This window comes from Desulfobacter sp. (assembly GCA_028768525.1).
Taxonomy (GTDB): Bacteria; Desulfobacterota; Desulfobacteria; order Desulfobacterales; family Desulfobacteraceae; genus Desulfobacter.
This window is the reverse complement of the sequence record CP054837.1, coordinates 4,726,560-4,745,504: the sequence shown is the minus strand read 5'-3', so window position 1 is coordinate 4,745,504 and position 18,945 is coordinate 4,726,560. Positions and strand designations below refer to the sequence as shown.

General features: G+C 54.2%; 16 protein-coding genes. 9 read left to right on the top strand and 7 right to left on the bottom strand.

Annotated features, from left to right (window positions below; all coding sequences use genetic code 11):
• The first annotated feature begins 112 nt into the window (after positions 1 to 112).
• The 3 genes from pspA to pspC are packed head-to-tail and all read left to right on the top strand — an operon-like array spanning position 113 to position 1,565.
• On the top strand, positions 113 to 796 hold the full coding sequence (gene pspA / locus HUN04_20875; protein WDP92039.1) for a phage shock protein PspA: 684 nt from the start codon (positions 113 to 115) through the stop codon (positions 794 to 796).
• 30 nt (positions 797 to 826) lie between these two features.
• Entirely contained in the window at positions 827 to 1,072 is a 246-nt protein-coding gene (locus tag HUN04_20870) for a phage-shock protein (protein WDP92038.1), read from the top strand.
• 22 nt (positions 1,073 to 1,094) lie between these two features.
• Positions 1,095 to 1,565, top strand: a complete 471-nt coding sequence (pspC, locus tag HUN04_20865) for an envelope stress response membrane protein PspC (GenBank protein WDP92037.1) — start codon at positions 1,095 to 1,097, stop codon at positions 1,563 to 1,565.
• 110 nt (positions 1,566 to 1,675) lie between these two features.
• Here pspC and HUN04_20860 read toward each other — a convergent pair whose 3' ends face one another.
• Entirely contained in the window at positions 1,676 to 2,290 is a 615-nt protein-coding gene (locus HUN04_20860) for a LysE family translocator (GenBank protein WDP92036.1), read from the bottom strand.
• The gene (locus HUN04_20855) at positions 2,287 to 2,769 is read right to left on the bottom strand and encodes a YchJ family protein (GenBank protein WDP92035.1); all 483 of its coding nucleotides are present in this window, start codon (positions 2,767 to 2,769) and stop codon (positions 2,287 to 2,289) included. Before HUN04_20855 ends, HUN04_20860 begins: the two co-directional genes overlap by 4 nt.
• 196 nt (positions 2,770 to 2,965) lie before the next feature.
• Here HUN04_20855 and HUN04_20850 point away from each other — a divergent pair, with 196 nt between their 5' ends.
• Positions 2,966 to 3,589, top strand: coding sequence for a TetR/AcrR family transcriptional regulator (locus HUN04_20850; GenBank protein WDP92034.1), 624 nt, complete (start codon positions 2,966 to 2,968; stop codon positions 3,587 to 3,589).
• Positions 3,590 to 3,616: 27 nt separating this feature from the next.
• A complete protein-coding gene (qmoC, locus tag HUN04_20845; protein ID WDP92033.1) occupies positions 3,617 to 4,768 on the top strand; it encodes a quinone-interacting membrane-bound oxidoreductase complex subunit QmoC in 1,152 nt (383 codons plus the stop codon).
• Between the two features lie 122 nt (positions 4,769 to 4,890).
• Here the strand turns inward: qmoC and HUN04_20840 are convergent, their stop codons facing one another.
• Entirely contained in the window at positions 4,891 to 5,643 is a 753-nt protein-coding gene (locus tag HUN04_20840; protein ID WDP92032.1) for a transporter substrate-binding domain-containing protein, read from the bottom strand.
• Between the two features lie 338 nt (positions 5,644 to 5,981).
• Here HUN04_20840 and HUN04_20835 point away from each other — a divergent pair, with 338 nt between their 5' ends.
• On the top strand, positions 5,982 to 8,600 hold the full coding sequence (locus tag HUN04_20835; GenBank protein ID WDP92031.1) for a DEAD/DEAH box helicase: 2,619 nt from the start codon (positions 5,982 to 5,984) through the stop codon (positions 8,598 to 8,600).
• A gap of 87 nt (positions 8,601 to 8,687) precedes the next feature.
• Here HUN04_20835 and HUN04_20830 read toward each other — a convergent pair whose 3' ends face one another.
• Positions 8,688 to 9,758 carry a hypothetical protein gene (locus tag HUN04_20830; protein WDP92030.1) on the bottom strand — a complete coding sequence of 357 codons (1,071 nt, stop codon included), beginning with the start codon at positions 9,756 to 9,758 and terminating at the stop codon, positions 8,688 to 8,690.
• 223 nt (positions 9,759 to 9,981) lie between these two features.
• Positions 9,982 to 11,541 carry a sigma 54-interacting transcriptional regulator gene (locus HUN04_20825; GenBank protein WDP92029.1) on the bottom strand — a complete coding sequence of 520 codons (1,560 nt, stop codon included), beginning with the start codon at positions 11,539 to 11,541 and terminating at the stop codon, positions 9,982 to 9,984.
• Between the two features lie 265 nt (positions 11,542 to 11,806).
• Here HUN04_20825 and proB point away from each other — a divergent pair, with 265 nt between their 5' ends.
• The 3 genes from proB (at position 11,807) to HUN04_20810 (ending at position 15,547) form a co-directional block, all read left to right on the top strand.
• Complete coding sequence (gene proB, locus HUN04_20820; protein WDP92028.1) at positions 11,807 to 12,955, top strand: glutamate 5-kinase; 1,149 nt, start codon at positions 11,807 to 11,809, stop codon at positions 12,953 to 12,955.
• A gap of 20 nt (positions 12,956 to 12,975) precedes the next feature.
• Entirely contained in the window at positions 12,976 to 14,232 is a 1,257-nt protein-coding gene (locus HUN04_20815) for a glutamate-5-semialdehyde dehydrogenase (GenBank protein ID WDP92027.1), read from the top strand.
• 100 nt (positions 14,233 to 14,332) lie between these two features.
• Positions 14,333 to 15,547 (top strand): glutamyl-tRNA amidotransferase, encoded by a 1,215-nt coding sequence (locus HUN04_20810; GenBank protein ID WDP92026.1) that lies wholly within the window; start codon positions 14,333 to 14,335, stop codon positions 15,545 to 15,547.
• Between the two features lie 87 nt (positions 15,548 to 15,634).
• Here the strand turns inward: HUN04_20810 and HUN04_20805 are convergent, their stop codons facing one another.
• Complete coding sequence (locus HUN04_20805) at positions 15,635 to 16,900, bottom strand: HD domain-containing protein (GenBank protein ID WDP92025.1); 1,266 nt, start codon at positions 16,898 to 16,900, stop codon at positions 15,635 to 15,637.
• Positions 16,901 to 16,921: 21 nt separating this feature from the next.
• On the bottom strand, positions 16,922 to 18,391 hold the full coding sequence (locus HUN04_20800; GenBank protein ID WDP92024.1) for a cyclic nucleotide-binding domain-containing protein: 1,470 nt from the start codon (positions 18,389 to 18,391) through the stop codon (positions 16,922 to 16,924).
• Positions 18,392 to 18,945 lie beyond the last annotated feature (554 nt).

Here is an 18,945-nt window from a genome sequence, read left to right as displayed (position 1 = left end):
AGTCACCCAACCCATTGAAACAAAAACAAATTTTCAACAACAACAGGCAATGGCACGTTTTCTGCTCTATTTCCTCGGTAAAAGAACAACACCCAACACAAGGAGATAAAAAATGGGAATTTTTACACGGTTCAGAGACATCGTATCCTCAAACATCAACGCCATGCTGGACAAGGCCGAAGACCCGGAAAAACTGATCAAACTCATGATCAGGGAGATGGAAGACACCCTCATTGAACTGAAATCCGCCTGTGCCGGATCCATTGCCAACCAGAAAAAGGTGGAACGCCTTCTGGAGGACACCCGGGACCGGGAGGACTTCTGGAGCCAAAAGGCGGAACTGGCTGTGGGGAAAGGCCGGGACGACCTGGCCCGCCAGGCCCTGGTTGAAAAACGCAGATTTACCCAGAGGGCCGACGCCGTGGATGAAGAGCTCAGCGACCTTTCCGCCATTGTGGAACAATACCGGGATGACATCCAGGAACTGGAGACCAAACTCAAATCCGCCCGGGAAAAACAGCGCCTGCTGGTCCAGCGCCATATCCGGGCCCAGCGCAAAAAAAAGGCCCGGGAAGAGATCCGCCGGGTGGATTCATCGGAGGTCATGCAGAAGTTCGAGGAAATGGAAAATAATATCGAACGCATGGAGGCCGAGGCTGACCTGGTAAACTACGGCAAAAAATCCAGCCTGGAAGAGGCCTTTGAAGACCTGGCCGCCGATGACGATATCGAAAAGGAACTCAGCGCCTTAAAATCCTCCCAATCCCCCAAAGATGATGATACAACCAAAGCATAATTTTCAAGATTTCGGAGAAAGGACATGCACATGCACGGCGTATTTTTTGTACTAACCTGTATCGGAGGGGCCATCCTCCTGCTCGCCACCTTGGGGCTGATCATCATTGGAATTATCCGGGCGGCAAAAACCGGCGGCATTTCCAGAAAAGAACAGGCGTCCCATGCTGAGGAAACCAAGATGATCCAGGACATTTTCAATGGATTGTCAAAAATGGAAGAGCGGGTGGAAGCCCTGGAAACCATCCTCATCGAACGCCGTAAAAAAGACCTGTAGACAATACAAAGGAATAATCGTCATGAGACATTATAAACGACACGGACGCGGCGGGTTCAGGCAGGACCGCAGCGGTTTCGGCGGCAATTACGGCCGGTTCCGGGACCAGTTTAAAAACGGCGTCAGAAGCCGGGTGGATGTTCTGGCTGCCACCGACGGCATCTACCGGTCCAGAAACGGCATTCTCATGGGTGTCTGCCGGGGCCTGGCCGAGCATTTCAGCTTCAGCGTTTTCTGGGTGCGGGCCCTTGTATTCATCGCCTTTTTGTTCACCGGATTCTGGCCCGTGGGGATCATCTACCTGGCAGCCGGCCTTCTTTTGAAGCCCGAGCCGGTGATTCCTTTGGAAAACGACACGGACCAGGAATTCTACCAGTCCTACACCACGTCCAGATCCTCGGCCATCCAGCGGATCAAGCGCAAATTCGAGAATATCGACCGTAGAATCCAGCGCATGGAAGATACGGTCACCTCAAGGGAATTTGACTACTAAGCCCCGGCTGTTAAGCCACCGCCAGGCCGGCCCGGAAACCGTTACGGGCCGGCTTGGCTTTTCCATTGCCCGGCCAGCACCAATTTTGATTGGCCATGCGGTTCACCCCTTTATATCCAGCCCAGCAGGCCCGCCCCTTCCCGGACAAGGGCAAGGGCCAGACCGCAGAGCACCAGCCCCAACCCCTTCATGGTATACAGGTAAATCCTCCCCCTCATAAAAGAGCGGGTCCGGGCAGCGGCCAATGCAAGGCCGATCTTGGAACCGATGAGCAGGCAGTAAAACCCCGCTATAAACCCGGCAGCATCCACCGGGGTGTTCTCCCAGGCCCGGACCGTTGCCGGTGCTCCCACCGTGAGCCAGAAAATATAGGGATGGGGGGAGAGAAGGTTAACCAGCACCCCTTTGATCAGAGGCCCGCCGCCGTCTTCCCTATCCGTTTCTCCCCCTGCCGTCCTGATCCCTTCAATCCCCATCTTCAAAATCACGATCCCGCCGGCCAGGGAAATCAAACCAAGCACCGGATTAAAGTCAGACAATCGTGACAGCACGGCCAGCGACAGGCCAACAATGGGCAAGTCCGACACCAAGGGCGCCAGAGCCACCCTGACGCCCGCCCCCCGTCCCCGGGCCAGGGTCTGGGAAACCACCAGGGTCAGCAGAGGGCCAGGCGCAAGACCGGCAGACAGCCCCAGCACCATCCCCATGAATGTATATTGGTTCATAGGGATCTGCCGTGGCACCGCTTAAACTTTTTTCCGCTGCCGCAGACGCAGGGCTGGTTCCTGGGCAGGGGCACCGGTTCCAGAATCTCCCCGTCCCGGTAGAACCACCTCTCCCCTACCCGGATAAAGGCCGACCGCTCGTGGAGCTGGCCAAAGACACCGGCCTGCTCAAAAAAAGCGGCGAATTCAACATTCCCCCTGTCTTCGCCTGCCGGGCCGACCTTAATCACTGCCAGCCCCAGCCATTGGATGGCCGCCATGGTTTGTGTTAATTCCTGCCGAAGCCGCTCCTCCTGTCCCATCCGCTTTTCCGGGGCCAGGGTGGCCATGAGGTAATCGGAATTTTTAAGGCAGAAGGCCGTATACCTGGACCGCATCAGCGCCTCGGGTGCCGGTGCATGGGCCAGGCCCTCAACAAAGGGGCCGCAGCAGTTCCCATAGGGCTTGCCACTGGCGCAGGGGCAGAGTTCTATCTTCATGACATTCCTTTTATCTGTATCAAAATCATATTTTAATCCGGGATAATACCATGGGACAGGTACAGGGTCATCCCTAAATTGCCCCCTCAAACGCCATATATATGGGAAACATTTTTTTTGCTTGACAGACATTAGAACGAGGTTTATTTAGTGAACATGTTCACTAAGTGTTTTATGTTATCGAAAGGAACAAAATATGACGCCACCCCAAAAAACCGTTCAGCCCAAAGGCACCCGGAGAGAAGTCCAGAAGGCCGAAACACGGGCCCTGATCCTGGAAAGTGCCAGGGCCCTTTTCAGCAGCCTGGATTATGACAGCGTTACCATCCGCGGAGTGGCGGCCCAGGCTGGCATCGGTATAGGAACAATATATAAACACTTCCCCAACAAACTTTCACTTCTGGCCGCAGCCTTTTCCGATGACCTGAAACTCCTGTACCGGGAGGCCATGGCCACGGTTCCCGAATCCCGGCCCTTCCGGGACCAGTTTATCCATATTTCAAAACGGTTTTTCGTCTTTTACACCACCCATGTATCCCTGTCCCGGGCCTACCTCAGCCATCTTTTTTTCTATGAAAAGGAATGGCTGGGTCAAATCAACGCCTTTGACGAAGCCTACGCCGAAAAAATGGCCGAACTGATCCGGAGCGCCCAGGCCAGGGGTGAAATCCGGCCGGAAAAGGACCCAGACACCCTGGCCCTGGCCCTGATGTCCAACTACTTCTTTGTCCTGGTCAACTGCTTTCTGCGGGATAGGATGGGAGACCCCGGCCAGATGGCGGGACAACTGTCAACCCTCATCGACCAGACCCTTAATTAGACCTGACGCTTACAAAAGGAGATACCCATGACCTCTGCCGCTTTCATCGAACCGGACCTGGATTTTATTGCCCAGCTCAACGCCGGAACAGGACTGAACATGAAAAAATGTTATCAATGCGCCACCTGCTCCGTGGCCTGTTCCCTGTCCCATGACGACCAACCCTTTCCCCGCAAAGAGATGATCTATGCGTCCTGGGGGCTCAAGGACCGGCTGATTGCCAATCCCGATATCTGGCTCTGCTACAACTGCGGCGACTGCTCGGATCTATGCCCCAGGGATGCCCGCCCCGGGGATGTTCTCTCCACCCTGAGGAAAATCGCCATCCGGACCTATTCAAAACCAGCCCGCTTCCACAGCCTGGTCAACGATCCTAAAAAGCTTCACTGGCTGTTCATCATCCCCGCCCTGATTATTTTGGGAATGGGGCTGCTCACCGGGCAGATGAACCTGAATCCAGAAGGGAACCGCATTGTATTCGCCCATTTTTTCCCGGTGGTCCTGATCGAAATGATCTTCATTCCCCTGTCCGCTGGCGTGGCCATTGTATTTTTTCTGGGGATCCGCCGCTTCCTTTCGGACATGCGATCCACCTACCGGCGGTTGGGTAAGGGAGACCCGGGCGCCCTGGTTCCCGGGCAGTTCCTCAGGGTGCTGATCCGGGAGCTTCCCGCCATTATCCGCCACGAGAGATTTACCAGCTGCTCGGAAAACAAAAGCCGGAAAATTTCCCATATGATGGTATCCTTTTCATTTGCCAGCCTGGCCTTTGTGGCCGGGGCGTTTGTCTTCGCCCTATACGTTCTCAACAGCCACGGCCCCTATGCCCAGGCCAACCCGGTAAAAATACTGGCTAATATATCCGGAATCGCCCTCATTGCCGGCAGCCTGCTTCTGATCCGGGAACGCCGGGCGGCACAGCGGCAGACCAGCGGATGGTTCGACTGGTACCTGCTGGGGCTGGCCCTGTTCCTGGGACTGACAGGCATGCTGACCCAGTTGCTGCGGCTTGGAGATATCCCCTGGGCCGCCTATTCCATGTATTTCATCCACCTGATCTTCGCCTTTAATCTCATCGCCTTTCTCCCCTATACCAAGCTGGCCCATCTGGTTTACCGGACCCTCGGGGTGGCCTATTATCACTATGCAAAGGAGAAACTGCCACCCCGCAAATCCTGAAAATGACCTGTCTGGCCCGTCATCCCCATGGTATTCCTTTGGTGTAGCCCGACGGGACATCGGCAATGCGAAGGGGCTTTTCAATTTGCATAAAACCCGGGAAGTTCGCGTGGATCTTGCCCCTATTCGGTTCCCATGAATGTATCAAATATCTGCTGGTACCGTCCCGATGCTTTCAGTTTCTGAATGCCCAGATCAAACTTCTCAGCCAGTTCCCGGCCGTTGGGGATCTTTTTGGAAATCATGAGATACATGGGTTCTTGGAGCAACGGCTTGGGATGGTTGGTGAACAGGGCGGCTTTGCTGGGGGGGAACAGCCTGTTGATCAGGTTATACCCCACAACAAACGAGCAAGAGAACAGATCAATTCTGCCGGCCAGCAGTTTTTTAAAATTCTGCGCATCTGAAGACGTCACATCCAGAACCAGGCCCTTGGCCTTCAGGTGTTGAACATGGGCATATCCCAGCACCCCTCCGATTGTATAATTTTTCAGATCTTCATCGTCTTCCCATTTAAAATCAAGGGTCTTCAGATGAAAAAACACCTCTTTTTCTTTGTAGAGAATTTCTTTGGGAAAATAAAAATCCGGCTTTCTTTCCTCGGTCTTCCGCCAGGGAAACGTGGCGGCATAGTCACCTATTTTCGTCAGTTTAAATGACCGTTTCCATGGGAAATACGTATACCTCACCTTGATGCCTTCCTGGGTATAAATCTCCCGAACCAGAACTTCGGCAAGCTTGCCGTCCGGGTCTATTTGGGAGGTGAAAGGGGCCCATTCTCCGATTGCCATGGTAATGGTGGTATCTGCGGTGCCAGTGTTAAAGGGCATCCAGAGGCAGACAACAAGGACAATCAAGCCAAGATGCTTTTTCATATAACCCCTTCCTTTCTTCGGCGCGGCAAACCAGGCATTTCATCTGACGGCCGTTTAGGATCGGACTGAAGCGCACTGGGCGCATTTCCTGATGACGATGTCAAAGATACGGTTTCAGCGCAGAACCGGAGCGGTGCTTCCAGGGGGACTTTCGCCTGTGGCCGGAAACAAATTATAGGACCTATGCTGGTATGATACAGGAAATATTCCTGTTTTGGCAATGGCAAACCGCCATCCCCGGTTGCTCCAGCATCCCTGCCCCCGCAAACGCTGCAACCTGGCGCCCCCCTCCAAGGAAAACTATTGCCTCCCAAAACAGCATGTAATAGGGTGATTTCATGAAATCTTTATCCGATGCCTATATCCGCGACACCCTTGCCGACTCCCCCATGATCTTTGACCGGGGAAAACAAACCTGTGAAAACGGCTCCTATTTTCTCTCGGAACGGGACCGGGCGACACGGGACTTTGTCTATGAGTTTGACGGCAGATTCGGCCAATACACCACCCGGGTCGAATTCCTTGAAACCAAAATCAGGGCCTCATGCACCTGCCCCTATCCGGGCCGGGGCTGCCGCCATGTGGTGGCTGCGGCCCTCAATGCCCGTGAGCTGCTGCTCAAGCCCCGGGTCCAGCAGGAACTCTTTCCCGATACGGCGGATCCCTACCTCTCCGGAAACGACATCCGGGAACTGGCCCTTGCGGAGAGAAAAGAGCGGGCCGCAACGGAAAATTTCACCCCGATCCGGGGAGACATGTTCACCGGGGACCACAAGGTGATCTCAAAGGAGAGGCGCACCTATACGGTATGCCTCCATGATCCCGCAAATGCCCGGGGCCACTGCTCCTGTCCGGATTACCTCACCAACGGCCTGGGCACCTGCAAACACATCATTTTCATGGCCGGATATCTGAAATCCGAGCCCGGATTCAAGGCCCAGGTAGCGACCGAGTCCCTGCCATTCACCGATATATTCTGGGATTCAAACGCCCAGGCCCCCAGGCTCTTTCCCCCCGGCCCCAAGGGCAGGCCCGGAGACCTCAAACCGGCCCTGGACAAATACTTTGATGACAGCGGAAACTTCACCGGGCAGGATATCTCCCTGGTCATGGGCCTGATGCTCAGGCTCCACGGCGACCGGCGGGTCCGCATCCGGGAAAACCTGCTCAAACGGGTGGACCACCGCCTCCAGGCGCTGCAGCAGGCCAAAATGGAAGGCCGGCCCCGGCCCCAGGTCAGCCTGCCCCGCCCCCTCTATCCCTTCCAGAAAGAAGGGGTGGACTTCGGGACACTAAAAACAGGCGTGCTCATCGCCGATGAAATGGGCCTGGGCAAAAGCGCCCAGGCCGTGGCAACAGCCTTGAACAAATGCGAAACCTTTGGATTTTCCAAGGTGCTGGTCATCACCCTGGCCTCCCTGAAGCCCAAATGGAGACAGGAAATAGAAGCCATGTCCAGAAAAAAGGCCCGGATCATCCAGGGCCCGCCGGCCCAACGCAGGTCAGGCTATCTTAAAAACGAACAGTTCAAAATCAGCCACTACGAAGCCGTTGTCAGGGATGCCGCAGCCATCACGGAAATGAACCCGGACATCATCATCCTGGACGAGGCCCAGCGCATCAAAAACTTTTCCACCCGCACCGCGGAAACCGTGAAGCGGCTGCCCAAAAAACATGCCGTGGTCCTCACGGGCACCCCCCTGGAAAACAAGCCCGAAGACCTCTACTCCATTGTCCAATTCCTGGATCCCTATAAATTCACCCCCCTATGGCAGTTTTCCGCCGACCATTACCGCATCACCAGGGAGGCAAAAAACAAAATCGCCGGATATAAAAACCTGGCCGGCCTCAGGGAGAAACTCAGGGATATCCTCATCCGGCGAACCTGGGACGAGGTCAGCGACCAACTGCCCCCCACCGTCACCAGCACCTATTATATCGACCTTGCCCCGGAACAGCGGCAGCGGCACAGGGCCTGTGCCGCCCGCCTGGGAGAAATCCTGGCCCGCAGAATTCTCACGGACATGGACATGGAACAGATCCGGACCCAGGTGCTGACCATGCGCATGGCCGCCAACTCCACCTACCTGTTGGACCGCGAAACCCAGATTTCCCCGAAACTGAGGGAACTGGCGGCCATCGTCGACGAGGTGGTGGTTCAAAACAAACGGAAAATGGTGATTTTCAGTGAATGGACCGCCATGACCTTTTTGATTGCCCGCCGCCTCTCAGAAGCCGGCATCGGATTCGTTGAAGCCTCGGGCAAGGTCGGCGCCCCCCGGCGCAGGGAGCTGGTCCGGCGGTTCACCCGGTCCCATGACTGCCCGGTATTTCTCACCACAGATGCCGGCAGCAGGGGACAGGACCTTTCCGCAGCCCGGTGCATGGTTAACGTGGAACTGCCGTGGACTCCGGCCCAGGCCGCCGGCAGACTCGCCCGGCTGACACCTGCCGCCGGGGACGAAGGGGAGGAAAGCCGGCCCTGCCACATCATCAACCTCATCGGCGCCGGCAGCATCGAAGAAGGCATCGCCAGGGGGCTGGCCGATGATCCGGACCTTTTCACCGCCCTGTTCGGAACGAACGATACCAAGGAAAACGACTCTGAGACAGAACGGCGGGATCTGGCCGACCGGCTGGATGATATCCTGGGCCCGGAACTGCTGCCCCGCAGCGTTGTTCCAGATGACAAAGAGATACCTGATGACAATCCGTATTTCGGATTTCCCGAGACCATGGCCGGACAGGACCAGGCCCCCGCCGCCCCTTCAGGGTTGGTGGCTGATCCGGAGAAACTGGAACACGTGCTTAACGCAGGACTGGATTTTATGGCAGGGCTTGTGGAAATGGCAACGGGGGAGCCGGGCCGCCCAATGGCAGACAGGGAGATCAAAATTGACCCGGACACGGGGCGGATCAGCTTGTCCTTCAATATCCGCAAGCCATCAAAAGAATAGCCCGCCAATGGACAGGAGATGCACCGGGCCATTGGCCCGGTGCATCATTGGGAGGGGAGAGGCATTTAAGCCTCGGCAGGGGCAGAATTAAAAATTAATCTGCCATTTTGCACCATAATAGGTGATTTCATCCTGGCCGTTTTCCTGGTAGTCCACCATGCCGATTTCAGGAACGATAATCACGCCCGGTGTCAAGGTGATGGGGGCCTGGAGGTAGTAGGAGGCCACTTCGTCGCTCTCGGCGTCGTCATATTCGGTTTCCATATAGCCGTAACCGGCTTCAAGGGAAATCATTTCATTGACCATATAGGCGGCAACCACTTCAAAACCGGCGGCATCGTTATCCACCACCTTATTGTTTTTAATCATGGCATAGCCGTTGCCGTAAGAATTATCTGTGGTATTGGCCACGATGATGTTGCCCACATTCTGGCCCATGAATGCCTGGCCGCCCAGTGAGAAAGCGCCTGCGGTCACTTTACCCATGATAACGCCGGCATATGAGTCAATGTCTTCACTCAGGTTGCCGACAGCCCCTTTGTATTCAAAGGAATTGTAACCACCGCCGATACCCAGGGTGCAATTGTTCATGGTAAGGGTGTAGCTGATTTCGATTCTGGGAATTTTCACCTCAACATCATCTTCGGAGAGGTCCGTGTCATCGTAGGCGGCAATGGCCTTGGCAGCATTATGGTTAAGGTATTTGGTGCTGGGAGATACGGCGGCAATTTTCAGACCACCGAAGGTCAGCTGAATCTCAGGATGTTTGCCAGGAGAGGCTTCACCCCAGCCTTCCAGGCCGTTGTCACCGTTGTACACCTGGTTGGAAACGGGCATGTACAGAGGGGTTTCGTATTGGCCGACCAGAAGTTTGCCAGAACCGAAATCCCATTCGCCGTACAGGTAACGGAGCGTCACACCGCCGTCTTTGGCACCGTATTCAAACCGGGCGGCGAGCTCGTCGCTGACCGTTACATTGGCACCGATGCGGGAATTGCTCTGGAGGGACTCGCTGATGTTGGTGGAATCGGTGAGGTCGCTGTCCGTGAAGAATGTTTCAACACGGGCGGAGCCGTAGAAATTCCAGTCAGCGGCCAGGGCCATTCCGGAGTAGAGCACGGCCGCCGCTGCAGCCATGAGGACGAAAGTCTTTTTCATTTTCTTAACCTTTCAACTAAAAATTAAATTTTCCAGGCCCTGTCCGCATTTTCATCTTTTTTAACGCCGGACAGGGCAGACACGGGAATACCCTATAGCCAGAACCGTGCCATCAGATTAAGAGATTGAATTTACAGAAAATTTAAAATAGAGAGACACTAAAATACGGAATATAGAACTTTTAAATTCGAAATACAGCAGAACCCGATAAAAACTACTAAATTTAGTATTTCTCAGACCGGCCGAAGGGAATGCCCAATTTTTTCATCCGGCATCTCAGGGTGGAAGGATGGATACCCAAAATGGCGGCAGCCCCCTCTTTGCCCTGGATCCGGCCTTTTGTCAGGGCCATGGCCTTTCGGATATGAGTGGCCGTGGCTTGGTCAAGGCTTGGAAACGGCCCAGTTTCCCCGCTTCCAGGTTCAATGACCGCCTCCACATTATCCCCTAGCGGCGCCCCCAGGCGCAGGGGACGATCCTGGGGTTCTCCCATATGCCGGATCATGGCCCGTTCAATGGTGTTTTCAAACTCCCGGATATTGCCCTTCCAAGGATTCTGCCTCAGCGCATCAATGAGTCCCGGCCCGGGAGCGGGGATATGGTCAAAATTCATCTCCCTGGCCTTTTTCCGGATAAAATAACTGGCCAGGTCGGGTATATCCCCGATTCTTTCCCTCAGGGGCGGGATGGTAATGGGCAGCACATTGAGACGGAACCATAAATCCTCCCTAAATGTCCCTTCTGCCACCATCTTTTCCAGGTTCCGATGGGTGGCGGCAATGATGCGGATATCCACTGAAATGGATTCCTGTCCGCCGACCCGCTCAATTTCCCGGTTCTGGAGCACCCTCAGCAGCCTTACCTGGGCCTGGAGGGGCAGTTCTCCGATTTCATCCAGGAAAAGGGTGCCTGTATGGGCCCGTTCAAACCGACCGCGCTTTCGCCCTCCCGCACCGGTAAAGGCCCCCTTTTCATGGCCGAAAAGCTCGCTGTCAATGAGATTCTCGGGAATGGCGCCGCAGTTGACCTTGATAAAAGGTCGGTCGGACCGGGGGGAAAGGCGGTGGATGGCGTTGGCAATAACCTCCTTGCCCACACCCGTCTCTCCCAGTAACAGGACCTGGCTGGACAGGGAAGCAACCTTGTCCACCAGTTTCATCACTTTTTTCAGGCCGGAGTCTCCGCCGATGATCTCATCTCCGGCCCGACGCTGGAGTTGCCGGTTCAGGTATCGGTTGTCGTCCCTGAGCCGGTCTTTGAGATTGGCCAGTTCCCGGTGCTGGAGCACATTGTTCAATGCAACTGAAAAAGGGGCGTGTAGAAGGAAGAGTAGTCGGCCATGTTCACAGGTATAGCGGTCAAATCCCCTGGAAAAAAGGGTGATAAATCCAATGTGGACATTATCCAGAGAAAGATCCATGGACATGAAAGAACCTTCCGGCATGCCTATGGAGCGGGACCATTCATACACCGCCGGGTTATCCGCCGGCGCATTTGAAATGGAAACCGCATTGAGGCTCTCCTGTTTCTCCTTGAAAAATCCGGCGACCTTTTCCGGAACATAGATCAGATCCGACAACATATCCTCGTCATCCTGGGGTTCGGCTCTGGAAACCCGGTGAAGTTCTCGTTTTTCATGATCATAAAACCCCATGACAATGCTGTCCACCGGCAGATAGGCCTTTAAAAACCGCCTGCACTGGGTCAGCATCAGGTCCGAATCCAGACTGCCGCATATTTTCATTGATGCCTGGTGAAAAAATTCCGTATCGCTATGTACCATGATGAGCTGCCCCCGGCCGGTTATCTGTGAATTTAAAATTCATAACGGCGCCAAACCGCAGCCGCGGCCTGAAACCATCGAAGATAATAAACACACTCAAAAAAAAGTCAACGCAGCCCTCCCCCCGTGAAATATCTTGCATTCCCGGTATCTTTGGTTTACTTTTCACCAATTATCAGGGAAGCGCTCAGCCCCCCCTAATTTGAAAGGCCCTGTTTAACGGCCCCTAATTTACCGGATTTAATCCGAAAGAAAAATGATTACCATGAACGACACCCAGCAATTTAATACCCTGTCCGCCTGTAAACGCATTGTGGTCAAAGTAGGCTCAGGGGTGCTGACCAAGGAAAACAGCCTGAACCTGGATGTGATCAACAGCATTTCCAATCAGATCTGCGCCCTCCACGACAAGGGCCTGGAGGTCATCCTGGTCTCCTCCGGGGCCATGGCCGCCGGGGTGACCAAAATCGGCCTTGAAAAAAGACCCTCGGAGACCCCCAAACGCCAGGCCGTTTCGGCCATCGGCCAGGCCGGCCTCATCCGGGAATGGGAAAAGGCCCTGGAGCACTGCGGCCGGAAGGTGGCCCAGATCCTGCTCACCCGGGGTGACCTCTGCGACCGGGTCCGCTACCTCAATGCCCGGAACACCATCAACACCCTCCTGGAATGGAAGGTGCTGCCCATCATCAATGAAAATGACACCGTGGCCGTGAAATCCCTTCAGTTCGGGGACAACGACAATTTGGGCGCCATGATCACCCTGCTCATGGGCGCCGATCTCATGATCAACCTCACGGACATCGGCGGCCTGTTCAATAAGGACCCGCGGGTCCACGAGGATGCCGAACTGCTCAGTGAGGTCAAAAGCCTGGGCAAAGAGGTGGAAGCCATGGCCGGAAAAATCGCAGGCCCCCTGGGCACCGGCGGCATGGGCACCAAAATTTCCGCCGCCAAAAAGCTGACCTCCGCCGGCATCCCCATGATCATCGCCTGCGGCCTCACCGACAATATCCTGCTGCAGATCGCCGCCAACGACTTCACCGGCACCTATTTTGTTCCCAGGGATTCAAAACAGAACTCCAGGAAAAACTGGATCGGCATGACCCTCCAGGCCAAGGGGCAGATCACCATCGACAACGGTGCCCGGAATGCAGTGGTCCGGCAGGGTAAAAGCCTGCTGCCCTCGGGCATCACCCGGGTCCAGGACTACTTTGAGGTGGGGGACCCTGTGGAATTTATCTCCGAGGACAAAAAAATTCTGGGCATGGGCCTGGTCAACTACAATGCCTCGGACATCCTGAAAATCATGGGCTGCAAGACCAGCCAGATCAAAGAGCGACTGGGATTCAGATCCTATGACGAGGTCATCCACCGGGACAACCTGGTGGTCACCGCGGATCCGGACACCCTGTAACCCATTTAAGGAGACCTATCATGTCCTTGGAAAACCAGATTATCGATATTGCCAAAAGCGCCAGGGCCGCAGCCCGGATCATGGCCACCCTCTCTTCGGAAAAGAAAAATACCGCCCTCAACGCCATTGCCGACCTGCTGCTGAAAAATAAAGAATCCATCCAGGGGGAAAACGCCAAGGATGTGGTGGCCGGCCGGGAAAACGGACTGTCTGCCGCCATGGTAGACCGGCTGACCATTACCGACAAGGTGCTCGAAGGCATGGCCGAAGGGCTGCGCTTTGTGGCCGGTCTTGATGATCCCGTGGGCTCTTTAAGCGATTCCGCCATCCGGCCCAACGGGCTGGAAATGGCCAAGATGAGAATCCCCCTGGGCGTCATCGGCATTATCTATGAATCCCGGCCCAATGTCACCGTGGACGCCGCCGGTCTCTGCCTCAAGGCGGGCAATGCCGTCATCCTGCGGGGCGGCTCCGAAGCCATCCACTCCAACCGGGCCCTGGCCGGCATCATTGAACAGGGAATGGTAGGGGCGGGCCTCCCCGGTGCCGCCGTACAGGTCATCCCCACGGCCGACCGGGAAGCGGTGAACATCATGCTCAAACAGGAAGAGAATATCGACCTGATCATCCCCCGGGGGGGCGAAGGCCTGATCCGCCACGTGGTGGCCCAGTCCACCATCCCTGTGCTCAAGCATTACAAGGGAGTCTGCCACGCCTATGTGGACGACCTGGCCGATTTCGACATGGCCGCAGCCATCGTGGTCAATGCCAAGGCCCAGCGCCCGGGGGTATGCAACGCCCTGGAAACCCTGCTGGTCCATGAAGGGGCAGCAGCCGCCTTCCTGCCCATGGCCGCCAAGGCCCTGGCCGGTGCCGGCGTCACCCTGCGGGGCTGCAAAAAAACCTGCGCCATCATCCCCGAGGCCCGGCCGGCCAGTGAAGAAGACTGGGAAGCCGAGTATCTGGATCTCATCCTGGCCGTCAAGGTCGTCAACGACATGGACGATGCCATGGCCCATATCGCCAGGTACGGTTCCAACCACACCGAGGCCATCATCACAACGGACTACCACCGCTCCAGGCGTTTTGTCCGTGAAGTGGACGCCTCCCTGGTCATCGTCAACGCCTCCACCCGGTTCAACGACGGGGGCGAGCTGGGACTGGGTGCGGAGATCGGCATTTCCACCTCCAAACTCCACGCATACGGCCCCATGGGCATCAAGGAGCTGACCACCACCAAATTCGTGGCCTGGGGTGACGGACAGGTCAGGAGCTGAAAGGGGACCTGTAAAAAACTGGCGCATCAAATCAGACTGGTTCCGCTCAGTTTCCAGCCCGCGATGCAGAACCCAATTGTTATGACCTGAGAGAAAAAAAATGAACGTGAATGATTCTGATGCCTCGGATCCATTTGTTACCAGGGAATCCATCCATCCCCATTCGCAAGGCCGATTAAGCGGATTATCCTTTGCGGTAAAAGACAACATAGATATTAGACACCAGACAACCGGCTATGGCAGTCCCGGTTGGGCAGACACCCATTACACGCCGGTGGCCAACGCCATATGCCTTGAACAGCTTCTATCCGAAGGCGGAATCTGCAAGGGAAAAACCAAATCAGATGAGCTGGCATACAGCCTCCTCGGGGTAAATTCCTTTTATGGCACCCCGCTCAACCCCAAAGCGCCGGGCAGAATCCCCGGGGGGTCATCAAGCGGATCGGCATCGGCGGTTGCATGGGGGGCGGTTGATTTTGCCATTGGCACGGATACCGGCGGCTCTGTCAGGGTGCCCGCAAGCAATTGCGGTGTCTGGGGATACCGGCCCTCCCATGGTGCGATTTCGGTTGCAGGCGTATTGCCCCTGGCCCCCTCTTTTGACACAGTCGGCATTATCTCTCAAAACGGGCGGATCCTGGAAAAAGCAATGCAGGTTCTGCTTGCAGAGGAGGAGTCAGAACATGGCGATCTGCCGAGGGTCTGTTTTGTGGAAGAGGTCTTCCAGATATCCGGCGCACAGGTTTTACAGGCAACAGATCCCGTTCAACATAAAATAGCCCATCACCTCAGCCATGAAACTCTGGCCTTATCCGAACTCACCGGTTTGAATACGGACTTCAATGATCTTTTTCTGCATTTGGGCTTCCTGCTGTCCACAGAAATATGGAATACATTTGGCGGCTGGGTCACGGCCGAAAGCCCCCAATTGAGTGCCGGGGTCGAATTCAGCCTTTCAAATTACGCCGCCTCCGCCGCCCGGGATGAGATTCAAGAGGCGCTTTTCATCAGAAAATCATTTCAGAATAAACTGAACCGGTTTCTTTGTGAGGGCAATATTTTATGTTTCCCCACAACCGTGGACCTGGCGCCCCGGTTAGAGGAAGTCACCCCCGAATTCCTTGCTGGAGAATATATTCCCCGGGCGATGTGCGTTAACGCCATTTCATCGTTATCCCGCACCCCGCAAATCACCATTCCAATATCAGAGGAGGGCGGAGTGCCTGTCGGTCTTTCTTTTATTGGGGGATACGGCCAGGATATGCGCCTGATAGATTTTTGCAATAAACTGTACACGCAGTGCATTGATCATTAGACGCCCCCTTGCGGATATACGCCCCTGATATCATAGAGTACAGTCCCTGGAGCAAAGAAGGGGGAGAACCGTTTTAAAAAGGCAGGATCAATTGCCCAGCGCCGGCATCCGGGCCCGTATCATTTCAAACTCGTTCTCTCCGCGCTCAAAGGCTTCCACTACCTCCGGGTCAAAATGGGTGCCCTTTCCCCTGAGGATGATATTTTTGGTTTCTTCGTGGGAAAAAGCGCTTTTATAGCTTCTTTTGGATGTCAGTGCATCGTAGACATCGGCAAGGCAGACAATCCGTGTCGATAGGGGGATATCCTCCCCCTTCAACCCTTTGGGATAGCCGGTTCCGTTCCACTTTTCATGGTGGTAATAGGCAATTTCCCTGCCCAGGGTCACAAAGGACTGCCCCTCAACCCTTGCCTCGACCATCCTCAGGATATCCCCGCCGTAGATGGTATGGAGCTTGATGATTTCAAACTCTTCGTCACTGAGCCTGCCGGGTTTCAGAAGTATGGCGTCCGGAATGCCTACTTTTCCAATATCGTGGAGGACTGCCGAAAGGTACAGGTCATCGATATACTCTGCCGTGATATAGGACTTATACTTTGAGATTTTAGCCAGCTCCGTTGCAATCACCCGGGTATATTCCCGGATCCGCTCCAGGTGGTTCCCGGTATCGGTATCCCTGTATTCGGCCAGCTTGGCAAGCCCCAGAATGGTGGCCACCCGCGCATTCTGAAAATCCTTGTACGAGGCCACCAGGTCGGAATCCAGCCTCATTTTTAAATCAAACTCCCGCTTCCTGGCCTTTGTTTCCTGATGGCATTGAATAACGGAAACCGCAATAAACGAGGCAAAAAAGAAGCTATTGTTCAAAAACATTCTGAAATTGTGGGTCTGGGGTTCCGTAAGAAAATAAACCGGGAAAACATAGGCCGCATACAGAATCAGGGATGAAAAAGCCGCCTGCCCCGCATCCAGGGGAAGGACCATGGAACAGACCATCATGACCAGGATGATGCCCACATAATAGTAAGACCCAAACCCTCCCAGATGGACAATCATCATGGATATGGCAAGGGAGGCCATGGTAAACCAGATCAGCACCACTAAAAATGAATGCTTCCTGAATATTTCAAGGGAATGGAAAAAAAGAAGCGCCATGCAGGAGAGCGAAAAAATTATCCGGTACCGGAAAAATACCATGAAATAATCCGGCGCCACAAGGTAGTCCAGGGCCGAAAACAGGGGATAGAGAATAATCCCGAGCCAAATGCAGACCCTCACCCGTTGATGCAGAAGGCTGCGTGTCTCCTGCTCAAAAATGGCATGTTTCAGATCGGCGACCCGGCTGTTTTTCATGAGTTCCACCTGGGTTTACGGTTAGGCCGTGGCAACGGCAAATAGGTTAATTCCCTCTTCCTCTCCCACCACGGTAATATCCGGGCCAAAAGGCGTTTCGGCAAAAAGCCTGTGAAAATCACTTTTATCCCGGCAAATCAATTTCCAGTCTATGATATGATCCATGAATATCCTGTCCGGCCCTGCAGCAAAATTTCCTACGATGAGCCTCCCCCCCGGCCTGAGCTGCTGGTGGCACCGGGTGACAAATGAAGAAAAAAGGCCGTCATCCAAATAATCCAGAAGCCCTGCCGAATAGATGATATCCTTTTTTCCAAAATCCTGGTCGGTGCTCCCAATCGCCCATTTTATCAGGTTTTCATTCATGAATCGTATATCACAATCCCTGCCAACCGTATCCAGGTTCTTTGCCGACATTTCCAGCGCTTCCGGATCGATATCCACACACAGCACCTCGATTTTTGTACGGTATTCGCACTGGTCCAGGAAATCGCAGAGTTCTCTGCTGGGGCCGCAGGCAAGAGGCATGATACGGATGGGCTCTCCCTGCATTTGTTTTTCATCGCAAAAGGTTTTCAAATACCTGCCCAGCAGCCGTCTTCTGCCACGCACGGCACGGCATGACGCGCTTTCAAGGCACCACTGGTCTATCAGCAGCCCGATTTTCCCGTCTCCATTGGCTTTATTGGCATATATCATTTCAATCATGTTGCAATCCCCGGCGTATCCCTTGGGCTTGAAATAGGCCCGTTCCAGGTAGCGGCTTCTCATGAAATAGGGGAAAACCTCTTTGAATATATAGCTCCATACCGTGTCCGCATTGGGGGACTGCTCCATGGACGGCCCGTTCGACCTGAGCCACTCATGCAGGTTGTCCAGGCAGCGGTATCCCTCTTCTCTTGATTCTTCGGGTATTTCCTCGCGGTAATGTTTCTGGATCTCATAGGAAAGGTCAAACATCCGGGACTTGAACTCATCCACAGACGACTTGATCTGTCTGCCCTCCCGGGTCTTGAAAAACTCATCGGGGAGCGGTTTTGATTCCCCCATCTTCCGCTGGCCGGTGGACAGGGATTCTGCATAACTGGCAAGGGGATCCCTTTCCGAAAGGATTCTCCTGAACTTGTTACAGATCCTTTGGGCCAGGAAAACCATAAAACTGCCGAAAAGCACCGGATCTTCATCCTGAATTCTATCCATCTCCTGCTTTTCCAGCACAAGGATTTCGGACGGGATTGTTGCACGGATATCTCTGACCCTGGAAATATCGTCAAAAAAACCGATCTCACCAAAAAAGTTCCCCTCGCCGATCAGGGCGACAACGATTTTCGTATTCTGGGATCGGTAAGAGACCTCAACTGCCCCGGTTTTCAAATAGTAGAGGGCACTTGCCTTGTCGCCCCCTATGACGATTTCCGAATTACTGCTGCATTGAATTGATTTGAAATACGGCAAGATCCGATCGGCGGTCTGGTTCTCGTCAATAGCCATGAAAGCTCCTTTCGGGTGAATGGATTTCCCGGAAAGTAAATTGGCGGTTGGTATCGTATCTTTTATAAGAAACGCCCGGATAATCCGGGACTAACGCTTCAGTATTAATTGTGGACGGCGGGGGGGAAAACCAAATCCGCCCCTAACGGGTAAATGGCCCCCGGATTCAAGCGCAGAAAAAGAGGTAAAGGGATCATGCACCTAAATTCCAAAAAATATGCCGTAAATATAGGGCATTGTAGCTCAAAGAAAATATTTTCGTCAAGACGCTGCTGTGATATTTCTTTTGCACATATCCTAAGAAAAAAGGCGTCAAGCCCTTCCCCCCCCGTCATCGTCCCGGGCGGTTCTGCAGCAGAAAGTGAAAATTTCTTTTCATTTTAGTAAAAAACAGAAAAAAACTTGTCGCCCGGGTGATTCTTTTTCACCTGGACCTTGTGCGAATTATTTTTCCCATTGAGCAAATGATTGAAATTTAATATAAATATTAATACCAGCTAAATTCCACTCATTTTATAAATGCAACTTTTGTCCTGGCATCAAACATGCAAAGA